We start from the raw sequence: 15351 nt of genomic DNA, 5'->3' as shown, positions 1-15351 counted from the left end.
TGGCGTTTGAACCCCAAGATTGAACCAGGAGCCATTCCATGCTGACGGAAGACGGTCAACACCTGTATGTGAGCTACGACGAATACCACGGACTGATCGAAAAGCTCGCGATCAAAGTGCACCAGTCCGGCTGGGAATTCGACACCATTCTCTGCCTGGCCCGTGGCGGCCTGCGCCCCGGTGACATGCTCAGCCGCATCTTCGACAAGCCGCTGGCCATCATGTCCACCAGCTCCTACCGCGCCGAGGCCGGCACGGTGCAGGGCCATCTGGACATCGCGCGCTTCATCACCACGCCCAAGGGCGAGATTGCCGGCCGCGTGCTGCTGGTCGATGACCTGGCCGATTCGGGCCACACGCTGAATGCCGTGATCGCCATGCTCAAGACCAACTATCCGCCGATCACCGAGCTGCGCAGCGCCGTGATCTGGACCAAGGGCCTGTCCGCGTTCACGCCTGACTACTCGGTGGACTACCTGCCGACCAACCCCTGGATCCACCAGCCTTTCGAGCACTACGACACGCTGCGTCCCGAAAAGCTCATGGAAAAGTGGAAGATCTGAGAGCCGTTGCGCTTTCAAGGTCCTTGCCTGCAAAGGGAGCCAACCGGCTCCCTTTGTCGTTGTGGCCTGCGTTTTCATGCGTTGTCGTCATGCCTTGATGCAAGTCATGGGTTGGCGCGCTTGTCGCGATATCTCGGGCCAACGTCGCGTAAATGTCGGTTTTTTGCACAGCTTCAAAAGCCGATGCCCTAGAGCGTCCGAGGGCTGAATGGCGCGGCTACACTGCGCAGATTCTCAGAAGGTGGTGCTTTGTGAAACGTCTTTCCGTCGGGCGCTTGGGCGCGGCTGTGGCTTTGGTTGTGGGCGGCGGTGCGCTGGCCTGGCTGGCCGTGGCGTCCCTGCCCGGATCCAAATCGGCCCGTGCGGCCTCAGCCACGCCTGCAGCCGTCCAGGCGCAGGCTGCATCGGCTCAGGCCGCTGCCGTTCCAGCCGCGCCTTCCGTGCCTGCGGCCTCTGCTGCCCCGGTAGCGCCAGTTGCGCGTGTCACGCCGCCGCCGCAGACCCAGGGCCCCACGCCCATCTTCGTGCTCAACTCGCTCGATGCCAACATCAGCATCGTGGACCCGGTCACCTGGCAGGAGACGGCCCGCATTCCCACGGGCAAGGAGCCGCACCACCTCTACCTCACGCCTGACGAGAAATCGCTGGTCGTGGCCAATGCGCTGGGCGATACCCTGACCCTGGTCGATCCGCGCACGGGCGAGGTGCAGCGCGTGATCCGCGACATCATCGACCCCTATCACCTGCGCTTCAGCCCGGACATGAAGTGGTTCGTCACGGCGGCCAACCGCCTCAACCACATCGACATCTACCGCTGGGATGGCCAGAACCCGCAGTTGGTCAAGCGCGTGCCCACGGGCAAGACGCCCAGCCATCTCTGGATCGATGCCAGGAGCACGACCATCTATTCCACCATGCAGGACAGCGATGCCCTGGTGGCCATCGACATCGCCACGCAGACCATCAAGGCCCGCGTGCCCACCGGCCCCATGCCGGCCGATCTCTATGGCAGCCCGGACGGCACCAAGCTGTTCATCGGCCTGACCGGCAGCGATGGCGTGGAAGTGTTCGACATCACCGGCCCCGAGCCGCGCAGCGTGGCCCGCATCAAGACAGCCGCTGGCGCCCACGCCATGCGTGCCGCCGGCGATGGCCGCCACCTGTATGTGAGCAACCGCGTGGCCAACACCATCAGCAAGATCGACATGCAGACCAACCAGGTCGTGGCCAGCTACCCGGCCCCGGGAGGCCCGGACTGCATGGACGTTTCCGCCGACGGCCGCTACCTGCTGGTCAGCTCGCGCTGGGCGCGCAAGCTGTCGGTGATCGACACCGTCGAAAAGAAGGTGGTCCAGCAGGTCAAGGTCGGCAAGTCGCCCCACGGTGTCTGGACACTGGCCCACGCGCAGCGCTGATGGACCGCAGACTCTTTGCGCAATCGCTGGCTGGCGCCGCCGCCTTCAGCCTGCTGCGCCCCGCGATGGCCGCAGGGCAGGGCACGGGCTGCGCCAAGACCGTGTACCTGACGTTCGACACGGGCCACATGGGCATTGCCGACCTGGTGGCCGAGGTGCTCAAGCGCCATGGCGTGCCAGTGACCTTCTTTGCCGCCAACGAGCGCACGCAGCAAGGCGACGGCAGCCTGGGCGAGACCTGGGCGCCCTGGTGGCGCGCACGCGCCGCCGAAGGCCATGAGTTCGCCTCGCACACCTACGACCACATGTACTGGCGCGGTGATCTGCGTGCCTCGAAGAACGGTCCGGTCACGGGCTTTCGCGTGCGCCCCTCGGCCGGGCCACGCGCCAACGAGAGCTTCACGGTCGATGCGGCAGGCTATTGCGACGAGATCCGCAGGGCTGCACAGCGGCTGCAGCAGATCACCGGGCGCAAGCCCCTGCCGCTGTTCCGTGCGCCCGGCGGCAAGACCTCGCCCGCGCTGCTGGACGCCGCGCGGCAGGGCGGCTACATGCATGTGGGCTGGTCCAGCGCAGGCTTTCTGGGCGACGAGCTGCCCAGCGACCGCTACCCGAATGCGCAGCTGCTGGCCCAGGCGCTCAAGAACATCCGCAGCGGCGACATCCTGCTGGCCCATCTGGGCATCTGGTCACGCAAGGACCCCTGGGCACCGGCCGTGCTGGAACCTTTGATCACAGGCCTGCTCAAGCAGGGGTTCTGCTTCCGCACGCTGCGGGAGCACCCCGACTATCGGGATTGGATAGCAAAATTCGCATGACGTCCGCGCGCGCAGCGCGGCGGGCGATGGGAGCGTGGTGTGGACTGGTGGATTCAGTGGTTCGGTAATGCGCAGCAGCGCCTGTTCGAGGGCGTTGTCCAGCCTGTGCTCTTTTGGCTGGGACAGGCCAGCCTGCTGGAGGATGCCTACGACGCCACAGGCTGGCTGCTGGTGGGCCTGCTGCAGATCTTCATCATGGTGGCCGTGATCGCGCCGCTGCAGTACTGGCGGCCCGTCGAGCCCGTTACCGACCGGCGCGCCATCCATGTGGACATCATCTATACCGTGGTGCACCGGCTGGGCCTGTTCAGGCTGGCGCTGTTCTTCACGCTGGACCCGCTGTGGGACGAGCTCATGGGCCGCCTGCATGTCTGGGGCCTGCCGAGCTTTCACCTGGACGGTGTCTGGCCCGGCGTGACCGATCTGGCCTGGGTCAGCCTGATCATCTACCTGCTGGCCTTCGACTTCCTCGACTACTGGATACACCGGGGCCAGCACAGCATCGGCTGGTGGTGGAAGCTGCATGCGCTGCACCACTCGCAACGCCAGATGACGGTCTGGAGCGACAACCGCAATCACCTGCTCGACGATGTGATCCGCGACACCATCATCGTGCTCGTGGCCCAGCTCATCGGCGTGGCTCCAGGCCAGTTCGTGGCCATCGTGGCCTTCACCCAGCTCAGCGAGAGCTTCCAGCATGCCAACCTGCGCGTCTGGTTCGGCACCATCGGCGAGCGGCTGTGGATCAGCCCGCGCTTTCACCGCCGCCACCACGCCATCGGCATTGGCCACGAGCCCATGGCGCCCGTGCGCAACAAGAAGGCGCATGGCAACAACTTCGGCGTGCTCCTGCCCTGGTGGGACATGCTGTTCGGCACCGCCAATTTCGAGCTGCGCTTCGATCCCACCGGCGTGCGCGACCAGGTCCAGCCCAATGCCCAGGGCCAGCTGCGCGACTACGGCCAGGGCTTTTGGGCCCAGCAATGGCGTGGGTTCCTAAGGTTGATGGGTCGCGCTTGAGGCTGGGCTCGGGGTATGCTTGCCGGCATGGGCTTGCTACTCGATTCCTTCTGGCGTGCGACGGCGTATTGCCTGCATAAGCGGGTGATTGCATGGTCGCTGTTTCCCCTGCTCTTCATGGCCATCACGGCCTGGCTGCTGGGTTACTTCTTCTGGGCCGATGCCGTGGTCTGGACGGAAGGAGTCCTGCAGGGCGTGGGCTGGCTGCACACGGTCTGGTCCTGGATGGGCGTGCAATCGCTGCCCGAGCTGGTGGCGCCGGTGCTGGTCGTTCTCTCGGTCACGCCGGTGCTGGTCGTGGTCTCGCTGCTGCTGGTGGCGCTGTTCATGACGCCGGCCCTGGTCGAGCTGGTGGCGCAACGGCGCTTTCCGGCACTCGAGCGCAGGCAGGGTGCCACCCTGATCGGCAGCCTGCTGTGGTCGGCCGGCTCCTCGCTGATCGCCCTGATCGCGTTGCTGGTATCGGTTCCATTGTGGTTCGTGCCTCCCCTGGTGGTGGTGATCCCCCCGCTGATCTGGGGCTGGCTGACCTACCGCGTCATGGCCTTCGACGCGCTGTCTGCCCACGCCAGCAAGCCAGAACGCCGCAGCCTGTTCCTGCGCCACCGCCTGGCGCTGATGCTCATGGGCGTGGTCTGTGGCTACCTGGGGGCGGCTCCGGCCATTGTCTGGGCCTCGGGCGTGGTCTTCGTTGCAGCCTTCTGGATACTGATTCCGGTGGCCATCTGGATCTATGCGCTGATCTTCGCCTTCTCCTCGCTGTGGTTTGCCCATTTCTGCCTGGCGGCGCTGCAGCGCATGCGCGAGGAGGAGCCGGCGCTGCCCGAAGCACCCATCATTCCCTACGCTCCCGACGCGCCGCAAGGCTCCGGCACAGCCCCTGTTCCCCCCACCCCGCAAGAAAAGACCACATGACCCTTCAAGTTGGCGCACTCATCATCGGAGACGAAATCCTGTCGGGCAAGCGTGCCGACAAGCACCTTCCCAAGCTGATAGAGCTGCTGGGCGCGCGTGGCCTGTCCCTGGCCCATGCCGAGTACGTGGGTGACGATAGGGCACGCATCACCGACGCCCTGCGCCGCGCCTTCGCATCGCAGGCCGTGGTCTTCAGCTTTGGCGGGATAGGCGCCACGCCCGACGACCACACGCGCCAATGCGCGGCCGAGGCCCTGGGCGTGCCGCTGGCCCTGCACCCGGAAGCCGTGGCCCTGATCCGCGAACGCATGCGCGATGTGGCCACCGAGGAAGGCAAGCCCTACGAGCCCCAGCGGGCCGACAACCTGCACCGGCTGCAGATGGGCAACTTCCCCGAAGGCGCGCGCATCATCCCCAACGTCTACAACAAGATCCCGGGCTTTTCCTGTTCGGGCGCCAGCGGCACGGTGCACTTCGTGCCCGGCTTCCCGGTCATGGCCTGGCCCATGGTCGAGTGGGTGCTGGAGCAGCGCTATGCCAAGCATTTCCACAGCACGGTGCAGCGGGAGCATTCGGTCATCGTCTACGGCGGCATGGAAGCCACGCTGACGCCGCTGATGGTGGCCATAGAGCGCGACCACCCGGGCGTCAAGGTGTTCAGCCTGCCCAGCGTGGATGATTCCAAGCACGGCCGGCACATAGAACTTGGTGTCAAGGGCGAAGCTGGTGCCGTCACCAAGGCCTGGCCCACGCTGCTGGAAGGTTTGCACTCATTTGGTGCAAGTCTTGGCCCTGAATTGGTGCGCAATATCTGATTTGCGGCCCTTCATCCAAATCTGCACCGATTTGGTGAGTGGTCACTCGGGCCGGGCCAGGCTGCAATGTCATCCACAACGCCCACGCAAGGCGGCAGAATCACGGGGCTGGCGCGCCAAGCAGGTGCCAGTCTGCGGGCATGCACTCAATGGATGCAGCCTGGCACGCAAACTGCTTAAGAGTATTTATCTTTTTTGATCAGCCAGATTGGCAGGAGAGATCTGATGGCAAAGACCGTTGCAGACGTGTTGAACATGGTGAAGGAGAACGAGGTCAAATTCGTGGACCTTCGTTTTACGGACACCCGTGGCAAGGAGCAGCACGTCACGGTGCCGGTGTCGCACTTCGACGAAGACAAGTTCACCTCGGGCCACGCCTTCGACGGCTCGTCGGTGGCAGGCTGGAAGGGCATTGAAGCATCGGACATGCAACTGATGCCCGATCCCGCCACCGCGAACATCGACCCCTTCTTTGAAGAGACCACGCTGTTCCTGCAGTGCGATGTGATCGAACCCGGCGATGGCAAGGCCTACGACCGCGATCCCCGCTCGGTGGCCAAGCGTGCCGAAGCCTATCTGAAGGCCTCGGGCCTGGGCGATACCGCCTACTTCGGTCCCGAACCTGAATTCTTCATCTTCGACGGCGTGCGCTGGAACACCGAACCCGGCAGCACCTTCTACGAAATCGAAGAGTACGAAGCCCCCTGGAATTCCGGCGCCAAGTTCGAGTCCGGCAACCGTGGCCACCGTCCGCGCAACAAGGGCGGCTACTTCCCCGTGCCGCCCGTGGACAGCACCCAGGACCTGCGCGCCGAGATGGTGCTGCTGCTCGAGCAGCTGGGCATTCCCGTCGAAGTGTTCCACCACGAAGTGGCTGGCGCCGGCCAGAACGAGATCGGCACCAAGTTCTCGACCCTGGTGGAGCGCGCCGACTGGACACAGGTCATGAAGTACGTGATCTGGAACGTGGCCAACACCTACGGCAAGACCGCCACCTTCATGCCCAAGCCCTATCCGGGCGACAACGGCTCCGGCATGCACGTGCACCAGTCCGTCTGGAAGGATGGCAAGAACCTGTTCGCAGGTGACGGCTATGCCGGCCTGTCCGACTTCGCGCTGTACTACATCGGCGGCATCATCAAGCACGCCCGTGCCCTGAACGCCATCACCAACCCCGGCACCAACAGCTACAAGCGCCTGGTGCCCGGCTTCGAGGCTCCGGTCAAGCTGGCCTACTCGGCCAAGAACCGCTCGGCATCGATCCGCATCCCCTACGTGGCCAACCCCAAGGGCCGCCGCGTCGAGGCACGCTTCCCCGATCCGCTGATGAACCCCTACCTGGGCTTCTCGGCCCTGCTGATGGCAGGTCTGGACGGCGTGGAAAACAAGATCCATCCCGGCGAAGCCGCGACCAAGGATCTGTACCACCTGCCCCCGGAAGAGGACAAGCTGGTGCCCACGGTCTGCCACAGCCTGGACCAGGCCCTGGAAGCACTGGACGCAGACCGTTCGTTCCTGACCAAGGGCGGCGTGTTCTCGGACAGCATGCTCGATGCCTACATCGAGCTGAAGATGGGCGAAGTGACCCGTTACCGTCAGGCCGTGCACCCGGTCGAGTACGACATGTACTTCTCGCTGTAAGGCGGGTCGGCAAAAAGGCGGCGCAAGCCGCCTTTTTTGCTTTCGGCCAGGACCTGGGTATGCTGGGCGCGGAACCAAAAGGGGTTGTCCCGCTCAAGAAATGACGTCCAGCCCGGAAGATGGAGCGATACTTGCCCGGACAAGCCGGGCCCTTCCGATCTGGCTACCCGAGGGAATGGAATGAAGAAACTGTTTGTGTCGCTGCTGCTGCCGCTGCTGTCGGCAGGAGCCTGGTCCCAGGACGTGATCTACCGCTGCGGCAACGAGTACACCAACAACGTCAGCCAGGCCAAGGCCAAGGACTGCAAGCCGGTGGACGGCGGGCATGTGACGGTGATCCATGGCGGCAGCAAGCCGGCGGCCTCGGGCGGCGGCCAGGCGCCGCGCACCTCCGCCGCTCCTGCGGCAGGATCGCCCGCTCCGGCCAAGGTCAACAGCAGCGCCCAGAAGGCCCGCGACTCCGATGCGCGGACCATCCTCGAAAGCGAGCTGGCCCGCGCCCAGGAGAAGCTGACACAGCTGCGTCAGGAGTACAACGATGGCAATCCCCAGCGCACCGCATTGGAGTTGCGCAATCCCCAGGGCTATCTGGAACGTGTCGAGCAGCTCAAGAGCAGCATCTCGCGGCAGGAAGGCGATGTCGCCGGCATCCGCCGCGAACTGGATCGACTTCCCAAGAACTGACGGGCCCGAGCGGCCCATGCGAGCCCGGCCATGATCCAGGACGACCGGCCGGCGCCCCCGGCCTCCTATCAGGCGCTTGATCTGCTGTGCACGCTGATGACCGTGCTCGACGAGCAAGGCGCCGTGCTTTTCGCCAACGCGGCCCTTGAGAACGCACTGGGCCTGTCGCGCCGCATGCTCGAAGGCAGCGAGCTGGCTGCCTGCTTCACCGAGCCGGCCTTGCTGGACAAGGCCTTGCGCGGCGCCCAGGACAACGACTTCGCCGCCCTGCGCTTCGAGGCCAGCCTGCACCGCGTGGGGGGCGATGCGCTTCCTGTGCACGTCACGGTTTCCCTGGCCGAGCGGCCCGGCCATGTGCTGGTGGAGTTCTGGCCGCTGGAGCAGCAGGCACGCCAGGACCGCGAGGAGCGTTTGCGCGAGCAGGCCCAGGCGCACAAGGAGCTGATCCGCAACCTGGCCCACGAGATCAAGAACCCGCTGGGCGGCATCCGTGGCGCGGCCCAGTTGCTGCAGATGGATCTGGACGCGCCCGAGCTGCGCGAGTACACCGAAGTCATCATCCACGAGGCCGACCGTCTGCAGGCGCTGGTCGACCGGCTGCTGGCGCCGCACCGCCATCCGCACGAGGTCGGTGACGTCAACATCCACGAAGTCTGCGAGCGCGTGCGTTCGCTGGTGCTCGTCGAGCATCCTGCAGGGCTGACCATTACGCGCGACTACGACATCTCCATTCCCGAGTTCCGGGGCGACAGCGCACAGCTGATCCAGGCCGTGCTCAACATCGTCCAGAACGCGGCGCAGGCCTTGCACGAACGCATCGCGGCCGGCGATGCCGAGATCATTTTGAGAACCCGTGTGGCGCGCCAGGTAACTTTTGGTCGCCAACGCTACCGGTTGGCATTGGAATTGCATGTGATCGACAACGGGCCAGGCGTTCCCGATGCCATCAAGGAGCGGATCTTCTATCCGCTGGTATCGGGAAGGGATGGCGGTTCGGGACTGGGGCTGACGCTGGCGCAGACCTTCGTGCAGCGCCACCAGGGGCTGATCGAATGTGAAAGCCAGCCGGGCCGCACGGATTTCCGCATCCTCATTCCCCTGCCTTGAGGCCCACGGAAGTCAACACTGCAACAAGGGAAGGAAGCACCACCAATGAAACCGATCTGGATCGTGGATGATGACCCTTCCATCCGCTTCGTGCTGGAAAAGGCACTGGGCCGGGAAGGCTGGGCAACGCGCAGCTTCGTTCAGGCGCGCGACGTGCTCACGGCACTGTCCGATGTCGATGCCAGCGACCCGGCGCGCCAGCCACCACAGGTGCTGGTCAGCGATATCCGCATGCCCGGCGGCTCCGGCCTGGAACTGCTCGAGCAGATCCGCGCCCAGCAGCCCGGCCTGCCCGTCATCATCATGACCGCGTACTCCGACCTGGACAGTGCCGTCTCGGCCTTCCAGCGCGGAGCCTTCGAGTACCTGCCCAAACCCTTCGACCTGCCCAAGGCGGTGGAGCTCATCCGCCGCGCCGTCGAGGAAAGCCTGCGCGAGGACGTGGCCGAGGCACAGGCCCCGCTGCAGGCCGAGATGCTGGGCCAGGCGCCTGCCATGCAGGACGTCTTTCGCGCCATCGGCCGGCTCAGCCAGAGCCAGGTCACGGTGCTGGTCACGGGCGAGTCGGGCTCGGGCAAGGAACTGGTGGCGCGCGCGCTGCACAAGCACTCGCCCGTGGCGGGCGGCCCCTTCGTGGCCATCAACACCGCCGCCATCCCCAAGGACCTGCTGGAGTCCGAGCTGTTCGGCCACGAGCGCGGCGCCTTCACGGGCGCACAGACCCAGCGGCGCGGCCGCTTCGAGCAGGCCGAGGGCGGCACGCTCTTTCTCGATGAAATCGGCGACATGCCTTTCGACCTGCAGACGCGCCTGCTGCGTGTGCTGTCGGACGGGCATTTCTACCGCGTGGGCGGCCACCAGGCCGTCAAGGCACATGTGCGCGTCATCGCCGCCACCCACCAGGACCTGGAGCAGCGCGTGCGCAACGGCGCCTTCCGCGAGGATCTGTTCCACCGCCTCAACGTCATCCGCCTGCGCCTGCCCGCGCTGCGCGAGCGCAACGAAGACGTGCCCATGCTGGCACGCCACTTCCTGCAGCAAAGCGCGCGGCAGCTGGGCGTGGAGCCCAAGCGCATGGGGGTCGATGCCATGCAGCGGCTGCAGTCGTTCGCCTTTCCCGGCAACGTGCGCCAGCTGGAGAACATCTGCCACTGGCTGACCGTCATGGCGCCAGCCCAGGTCATCTCGGTCAAGGACCTGCCTCCCGAGGTGCTGGGCGAGGCCGCGCCACCCGTGGGCGGCGGCAATGCCGGCGTGCCCGCACCGGTGGTGCTGTCGCATGCGCCGGCCGTGGCGGAAGAGGGAGTGGGCCGCATCGCCATGCCAGCCCCGTCGCTGGCCCAGCCGCATGACGGGGGACTGGCCACGTCCGACCTGGACTGGGTGCATCTGCTGGGGCAGCAGGCGCGCCAGCTGCTGGAGCACACCCATGCCCAGGGGCATGGCGAGGTCTGGGACCAGCTGTCCCGCCGCTTCGAGGCGCAGCTGATCCGCTCGGCCCTGGCCGTCACCCACGGCCGCCGGGTCGAGGCCGCCCAGCGCCTGGGCATAGGCCGCAACACCATCACCCGCAAGTTGCAGGAGCTGGGCATGGACGAGGACGCCTTCGAGTAAGGCAAGCCGGCGGGCGGCTGGGCCCTTGCCTTGGCAAGGGTCCGACTCCTACAGGCCGGCGCCCGGGGTGCTGACGGGCCGTGCCGCCCGGGCTGGGGACAATGGAGTCCTCTTCGCTGGAACGGCCTACGTCCCGACCTATCGTGCCCACAGTCCTCTCCAACCTCTGGCAAAAGGCCAAACCCGCCCGCCCGGGCGTGATGTACCCATCGACACCGCGCAAGCTCGGCGAGCCGGTCGATGCGTACTGGCATGACCGCTATTTCCTGGAGCCGTACTTCGTGCCGGGGCGCGGCTACGACCAATACCGGCCCGCCTATGCACTGGGCTGGAAGGCTTCCCTGTCGCCGGAACACGCGCAGCAGGATTTCGAGTCCGCAGAAGCCCGGCTGGAAGAACGCTGGGAGCAGGAACGGGGTGGCAGCCTGCTGCACTGGAACCAGGTGCGTGAGGCCGTGGAGGCCTCCTGGCTGCAGGCGCGCCGGCGCACGCCCGCACAGCCTGCGGCTTCCACGCTGGAACTGCAGACCACGGCGCTGCTCAATGCCGTGCTGGCCCTGGGTCGCCAGGCCCATGTCCGGTTGGGCGAATGCATGGATCCCATGCCCCAGGGACTGATAGGCCAGGTACTGGCGCGCCACTTCAATGCCAGCCAGGTCCTGGTCGATGACCTGGAACGCGCCATCGACGCCAACGGCGGCGTGGTGCTGCCCGTGCGCGACAGCCGTGCCGCACTGCGTCGCAACGCCTTCTGGGACGGGCTGCTGGGCAGGGAAGAGGGCGCGGACTACGTGCTGGACCAGGCCGAGTCCTGCCAGCAGCAATGGCTGAGCGCCTATGAGGCCGCCGAGCAGGCACGCCTGCCCAGGGCGCTCAGCGAGATTCTTCACCGCCAGTCCCTGATGCTGCGCGGCCATATCGAGGCCATCCACTGGCTGCGCCGCTACATGCTGTAGCGCAAGTCCGAAAACCTAGCCCAATGTCACGACGACCGGCGCATGGTCGCTGGGCTGCGGATTCTTGCGCGGCGCGCGGTCCACGATGCAGGCGGTGACGCTGGGACGCAAGGCCTCGCTGACCAGGATATGGTCAATGCGCAGGCCCCGGTTCTTCTGGAAACCCAGCATCCGGTAGTCCCACCACGAATAGCTTTTCTCGGGCTGGTCGAACATGCGGAATGCATCGGTCAGGCCCAGCTGCAGCAGCGCCTGGAAATGCGTGCGCTCTTCCACCGTGTGGTGGATCGTGTCCTTCAGGCCGATGGGATCGTAGGAGTCGCGGTCCTCGGGCGCCACGTTGAAGTCGCCCACCAGCACCAGGCGCGGATGGGCTGCCATCTCGCTTTTCACCCAGTCCTGCAGCGCCTGCAGCCAGCGCATCTTGTAGGCGAACTTGTCGGTGCCCGGCGCCTGCCCATTTACGAAGTAGCCGTTGATCAGGCGCACCGGGCCGCCTTCGGCATCGAGGGTGGCGGCAATGATGCGGGCCTGCTCGTCATCCAGGCCCGGGATATTGCGCACCACGTCGTGCACCGGCGTGCGCGTCAGCCAGGCCACGCCGTTGTAGGTCTTCTGTCCATGGCTGACCGCGTGGTAGCCGGCCTCCTGCAGCGCCTGCAGCGGAAACTTGTCGTCGGTGAGCTTGAGCTCCTGCAGCGCCAGCGCATCGACAGGATTGGCCTGCAGCCAGGCCAGCACCTGCGGCAGGCGCACGGACAGGGAATTGACGTTCCAGGTGGCGATTTTCATTTGAAGAATGGTCCTTTGATTTGATTGTCGCATCACGGGTGGCAAGGCTACGATCCCGATGCTGATCTGCCTGGAGGAGCTTTTGGGAGGGCACATCAGAACCGTCACACTCCATCGACAAGACTATTCAAGATGATGAACTGGCTCTCACAAGCCGCGCCCTGGCTGGCGCTGCTGGGCGCGATTCCCTTGCTGTATGCGCTCTCGCTGCTGCTGGCCACTTTGAACTGCATGCGCCTGCGCCTGCGTGCTGCGCCCATGGCCGTGGTGGAGCGCCAGGCACTGGAGCCCGACTCACGGGCGGTGCTGGATGCCATGCGGCCGGAGTTGCAAGCCTTGGGCTTCACCTGGTGTGCCAGCCTGCAGGGCACGCATCCGCAGGCCATGGATCCCGACCTTCCTCTGGAGGTGGACTTGTTCGTCCATGCCGACGGGCGGGCCTGGGCGATGGTCCAGGCCGAACAGGCGGGAAGCGCCAGGCATGGCCGCACCGTGGGCTCCGTGACCTGGCTCACATTCTTTGCCGACGGGCGCAATTGGATGGGCTTCAATGGCCTGCCTCAGACAAGCCTGCCTGCGCCGCCCGGCTGGACCTACCTGGACGATGCCCAGCCCGATACCGCATCGGCCTGGGCCGCCTACGCCGAGCGCCTGTCCGGCGACCGGGCTCCCGTGGTCCAGGGCCTTGACCAGGCGGTACAGCGCCTGGATGAGTGGGGCCGGAGCCAAGTCCCTGCACTGGTGGCCCAGGGCCGTGCGCTGCCTGCCGGGCCCGGGTTCTGGCGGCTCAGCTGGCGCGAGTCGCTGCGGCTGGCCTGGCGCGCCTTGCGCCAGGTGCGCAAGGAAGACAGGGCGGGGCCCGCCAGCCCATCTGCCGACGCATGCCTTCATGGGCCGCAGGTCCGGCAAGTGTCCGAGGCGCTGCGCTTTCGCTACCAGAAAGCCGTGCAGCGCGGGCTGGGCATGGCGCACAACCGCCACCGCAGTTTCTGGATCACGGCGGCGCTGTTCCTGGCAGCAGGCGCCGTGCTGTTTTCATGGGACATGGCGTGGATGCTTCTGGTGGTGATCGCCGTGCATGAAGGAGGGCATTGGCTGGCCATGCGCTGGGCGGGCTACCAGCGGCAATCCGTCTTCTTCATTCCTGGCCTGGGCGGCATGGCCACCGGAGAAAAGGCGGATGCCACGCCGCTGCAAAAAGTGGGCGTCTATCTGGCCGGTCCCATGCCTGGGCTGTTGCTGGCTGTGGGAGCGCTGGCTGCCGTAGGCTGGGGCCTGCTCCCGCAGCCACCCGCCTGGACCATGCAATTGCTGCTGCTGACCCTGGTCGTCAACGCATTCAACCTGTTGCCCCTCACGCCTTTGGATGGCGGCCGCGTGGTGGAGAGCCTGCTGTTCGCTCGCCTGCCCGCAATGCGGCTGGTGTTTGCACTGGCGGGCATGGCCGCGCTGGGTGGGCTGGCCTGGTTCAGCCGGGACCCCTTGATCTCCATCCTCACCGGCGTGCTGCTGATGGGGCTGCCGTGGCAATGGCGTGTGATGCAACTGGAGCGGGCCGTGCATCGCACCCTGCACACGCTTCCTCAACAGGAGGCATGCCAGGCCCCGGTCAGTGAGGCCGATGCCGTACACCGCGCATTCGGCGTGCTGCAGCAACCCGCTTTTGCGCGCTGGCCCTTTGTCCGGCGCGCGGCCGCTGCAGGCGCACTGCTGCCCTCCTTGCAATCGCGTGCGCCCGGTTGGGCCGAAGGCGCAGCGGGCCTGGCAATCTACCTGGCCTGCCTGCTGCTGCCGGTGGCCATGGTCATGGGCATTCATCAAGCTGCGCCGCAGGGGCGGCAGGTTCTTGCTGCGCTGTGGGATGTGGAGCTGTCTGCCCGCCGTGATTACGTACCGGAGCAGCACCTGGCCGCGATCGAGGCCCGCCTGGCCCAGGCCGACCAACTGCCCCCGTCTGCCCAAGAGCAACGGGTGGAGATCTACCTGGAAGCCGCCGGGGAACTGCAACTCATGGACGACCATCCTCTGGCCGAGGCGCGCGCCAAAGCACTTTACCAATCGGCCTGGGCGATGACGCAGTCCCGGGCACAGAGTGATCTGCAGCGTGCCCTTGCATTGAAAGGCATGGCCGACACGGCGGATACCGCCGAGCAGGCAGCGAATTTGCGCCAGCGACTGGTGGCCGACCTGCAGGACGTGCCAGGCCCTGCACGCCGGGTGCTGGCCAGCGTGCAGGAAGTTCTTGCGTTCTGGGGACCGCCTGATCAGACCGTGGCGCAAAGGCTTGATCGGATGGTGCAAGCCGTGGAGATCCGCCGCGCCGACGCCGATGCGCCGGACGATTTCCTGCTGCTGCACGCGCGCATCAAGCTCGCCCGGTTGCTGGATGCCAGCGGCCACCCCGAAGCGGCGCAAGCCCAGTTGCAGGCCAATGTGATCGCGCTCCAGGCCGCGCTTCAGGCAGCGCCGCAAGCTGCACATGCCGTGACTGCGGATTCGGCTCAGCGCCGTGAATGGAAAATCTTCTCATTGATGCAGGCCGAAACCCTGCATGCCCGGTTCATGGCCGAGCACGGCCAGACTGGCGCTGCCGTGGCACTGGCCCGCCAAAGCGTGGAGCGCACCCCGCCGAAGAAGGCCGGCCACTACGCCTCCCAGGACAGCTGGATCGCCTGGCTCTGGATTGCCATAGGCATGGGTGATGCCGCTGAAGTGCGCCAGGCCCTGGCGCAACAGCTGCCTGCACCCCGTGCATATGCCGAAATCGGAATCGCCCAGGCCCGGCTGGCCGCCGCGCAACTGCTGAACGACGATGCCCTGCGCCTGCAGGCACTGGCCGCGCTGCAACCGCTGTCCCAGGCGCACCACGTTGCGCTTTGCAGGCGCCCGCGCGTGGCGCGCGACCTTCATAGCGACTGGCAAAACCTGGAGCGCAGGCTCCAGCACGAGTCTGCGCAGGCCGCAGGACTGTGCCCCTGATAGGTATCGTCGGGGAGGGCGCGCGCATGCCG

General features: G+C 66.1%; 13 protein-coding genes. 12 read left to right on the top strand and 1 reads right to left on the bottom strand.

What is annotated here, in order from left to right; all coding sequences use genetic code 11:
• Positions 1-38: 38 nt before the first annotated feature.
• The 11 genes from ACF8NF_RS01020 to ACF8NF_RS00970 all read left to right on the top strand — a co-directional run bounded on the left by ACF8NF_RS01020 (position 39) and on the right by ACF8NF_RS00970 (position 11548).
• Positions 39-563 (top strand): phosphoribosyltransferase, encoded by a 525-nt coding sequence (locus ACF8NF_RS01020; RefSeq protein ID WP_012206807.1) that lies wholly within the window; start codon positions 39-41, stop codon positions 561-563.
• 152 nt (positions 564-715) lie between these two features.
• Complete coding sequence (locus ACF8NF_RS01015; RefSeq protein ID WP_392449933.1) at positions 716-1978, top strand: YncE family protein; 1263 nt, start codon at positions 716-718, stop codon at positions 1976-1978.
• A complete protein-coding gene (locus ACF8NF_RS01010; RefSeq protein WP_046984225.1) occupies positions 1978-2796 on the top strand; it encodes a polysaccharide deacetylase family protein in 819 nt (272 codons plus the stop codon). The genes ACF8NF_RS01015 and ACF8NF_RS01010 overlap by 1 nt, the downstream gene beginning before the upstream one ends.
• Positions 2797-2835: 39 nt before the next feature.
• The gene (locus ACF8NF_RS01005) at positions 2836-3816 is read left to right on the top strand and encodes a sterol desaturase family protein (RefSeq protein ID WP_013801177.1); all 981 of its coding nucleotides are present in this window, start codon (positions 2836-2838) and stop codon (positions 3814-3816) included.
• Positions 3817-3831: 15 nt separating this feature from the next.
• Complete coding sequence (locus ACF8NF_RS01000; RefSeq protein ID WP_016447546.1) at positions 3832-4731, top strand: EI24 domain-containing protein; 900 nt, start codon at positions 3832-3834, stop codon at positions 4729-4731.
• Positions 4728-5546, top strand: a complete 819-nt coding sequence (locus ACF8NF_RS00995; RefSeq protein ID WP_016447545.1) for a molybdopterin-binding protein — start codon at positions 4728-4730, stop codon at positions 5544-5546. Before ACF8NF_RS01000 ends, ACF8NF_RS00995 begins: the two co-directional genes overlap by 4 nt.
• A 225-nt stretch (positions 5547-5771) precedes the next feature.
• Entirely contained in the window at positions 5772-7187 is a 1416-nt protein-coding gene (glnA, locus tag ACF8NF_RS00990) for a type I glutamate--ammonia ligase (protein ID WP_016447544.1), read from the top strand.
• 180 nt (positions 7188-7367) lie between these two features.
• The gene (locus ACF8NF_RS00985) at positions 7368-7871 is read left to right on the top strand and encodes a hypothetical protein (protein ID WP_017404153.1); all 504 of its coding nucleotides are present in this window, start codon (positions 7368-7370) and stop codon (positions 7869-7871) included.
• A gap of 30 nt (positions 7872-7901) precedes the next feature.
• Complete coding sequence (gene glnL, locus ACF8NF_RS00980) at positions 7902-8978, top strand: nitrogen regulation protein NR(II) (RefSeq protein ID WP_016447543.1); 1077 nt, start codon at positions 7902-7904, stop codon at positions 8976-8978.
• Between the two features lie 45 nt (positions 8979-9023).
• Positions 9024-10592: a nitrogen regulation protein NR(I) gene (gene ntrC / locus ACF8NF_RS00975; RefSeq protein ID WP_392449932.1), complete on the top strand. Its 1569-nt coding sequence runs from the start codon at positions 9024-9026 to the stop codon at positions 10590-10592.
• 143 nt (positions 10593-10735) lie between these two features.
• On the top strand, positions 10736-11548 hold the full coding sequence (locus ACF8NF_RS00970; RefSeq protein ID WP_227472451.1) for a hypothetical protein: 813 nt from the start codon (positions 10736-10738) through the stop codon (positions 11546-11548).
• Positions 11549-11563: 15 nt separating this feature from the next.
• Here ACF8NF_RS00970 and xth read toward each other — a convergent pair whose 3' ends face one another.
• Positions 11564-12340, bottom strand: a complete 777-nt coding sequence (gene xth / locus ACF8NF_RS00965; RefSeq protein ID WP_016451300.1) for an exodeoxyribonuclease III — start codon at positions 12338-12340, stop codon at positions 11564-11566.
• A 132-nt stretch (positions 12341-12472) separates the two neighbouring features.
• Between xth and ACF8NF_RS00960 the strand changes: the two genes are divergently transcribed.
• A complete protein-coding gene (locus tag ACF8NF_RS00960; protein ID WP_392449931.1) occupies positions 12473-15319 on the top strand; it encodes a site-2 protease family protein in 2847 nt (948 codons plus the stop codon).
• Positions 15320-15351: the final 32 nt, after the last annotated feature.

Origin of the sequence: Delftia sp. WSY_22 (genome assembly GCF_043104185.1) — a bacterium.
GTDB lineage: Bacteria > Pseudomonadota > Gammaproteobacteria > Burkholderiales > Burkholderiaceae_C > Comamonas > Comamonas tsuruhatensis.
The sequence above is the reverse complement of the archived record's forward strand: the minus strand, read 5'-3'. Positions and strand labels throughout refer to the sequence as shown.

Coding starts and splice junctions, on each gene's coding strand:
- ACF8NF_RS01020 (WP_012206807.1), top strand. CDS start 39: ATGCTGACGGAAGACGGTCAACACCTGTATGTGAGCTACGACGAATAC.
- ACF8NF_RS01015 (WP_392449933.1), top strand. CDS start 716: ATGTCGGTTTTTTGCACAGCTTCAAAAGCCGATGCCCTAGAGCGTCCG.
- ACF8NF_RS01010 (WP_046984225.1), top strand. CDS start 1,978: ATGGACCGCAGACTCTTTGCGCAATCGCTGGCTGGCGCCGCCGCCTTC.
- ACF8NF_RS01000 (WP_016447546.1), top strand. CDS start 3,832: ATGCTTGCCGGCATGGGCTTGCTACTCGATTCCTTCTGGCGTGCGACG.
- ACF8NF_RS00995 (WP_016447545.1), top strand. CDS start 4,728: ATGACCCTTCAAGTTGGCGCACTCATCATCGGAGACGAAATCCTGTCG.
- glnA (WP_016447544.1), top strand. CDS start 5,772: ATGGCAAAGACCGTTGCAGACGTGTTGAACATGGTGAAGGAGAACGAG.
- ACF8NF_RS00985 (WP_017404153.1), top strand. CDS start 7,368: ATGAAGAAACTGTTTGTGTCGCTGCTGCTGCCGCTGCTGTCGGCAGGA.
- glnL (WP_016447543.1), top strand. CDS start 7,902: ATGATCCAGGACGACCGGCCGGCGCCCCCGGCCTCCTATCAGGCGCTT.
- ntrC (WP_392449932.1), top strand. CDS start 9,024: ATGAAACCGATCTGGATCGTGGATGATGACCCTTCCATCCGCTTCGTG.
- xth (WP_016451300.1), bottom strand. CDS start 12,340: ATGAAAATCGCCACCTGGAACGTCAATTCCCTGTCCGTGCGCCTGCCG.
- ACF8NF_RS00960 (WP_392449931.1), top strand. CDS start 12,473: ATGATGAACTGGCTCTCACAAGCCGCGCCCTGGCTGGCGCTGCTGGGC.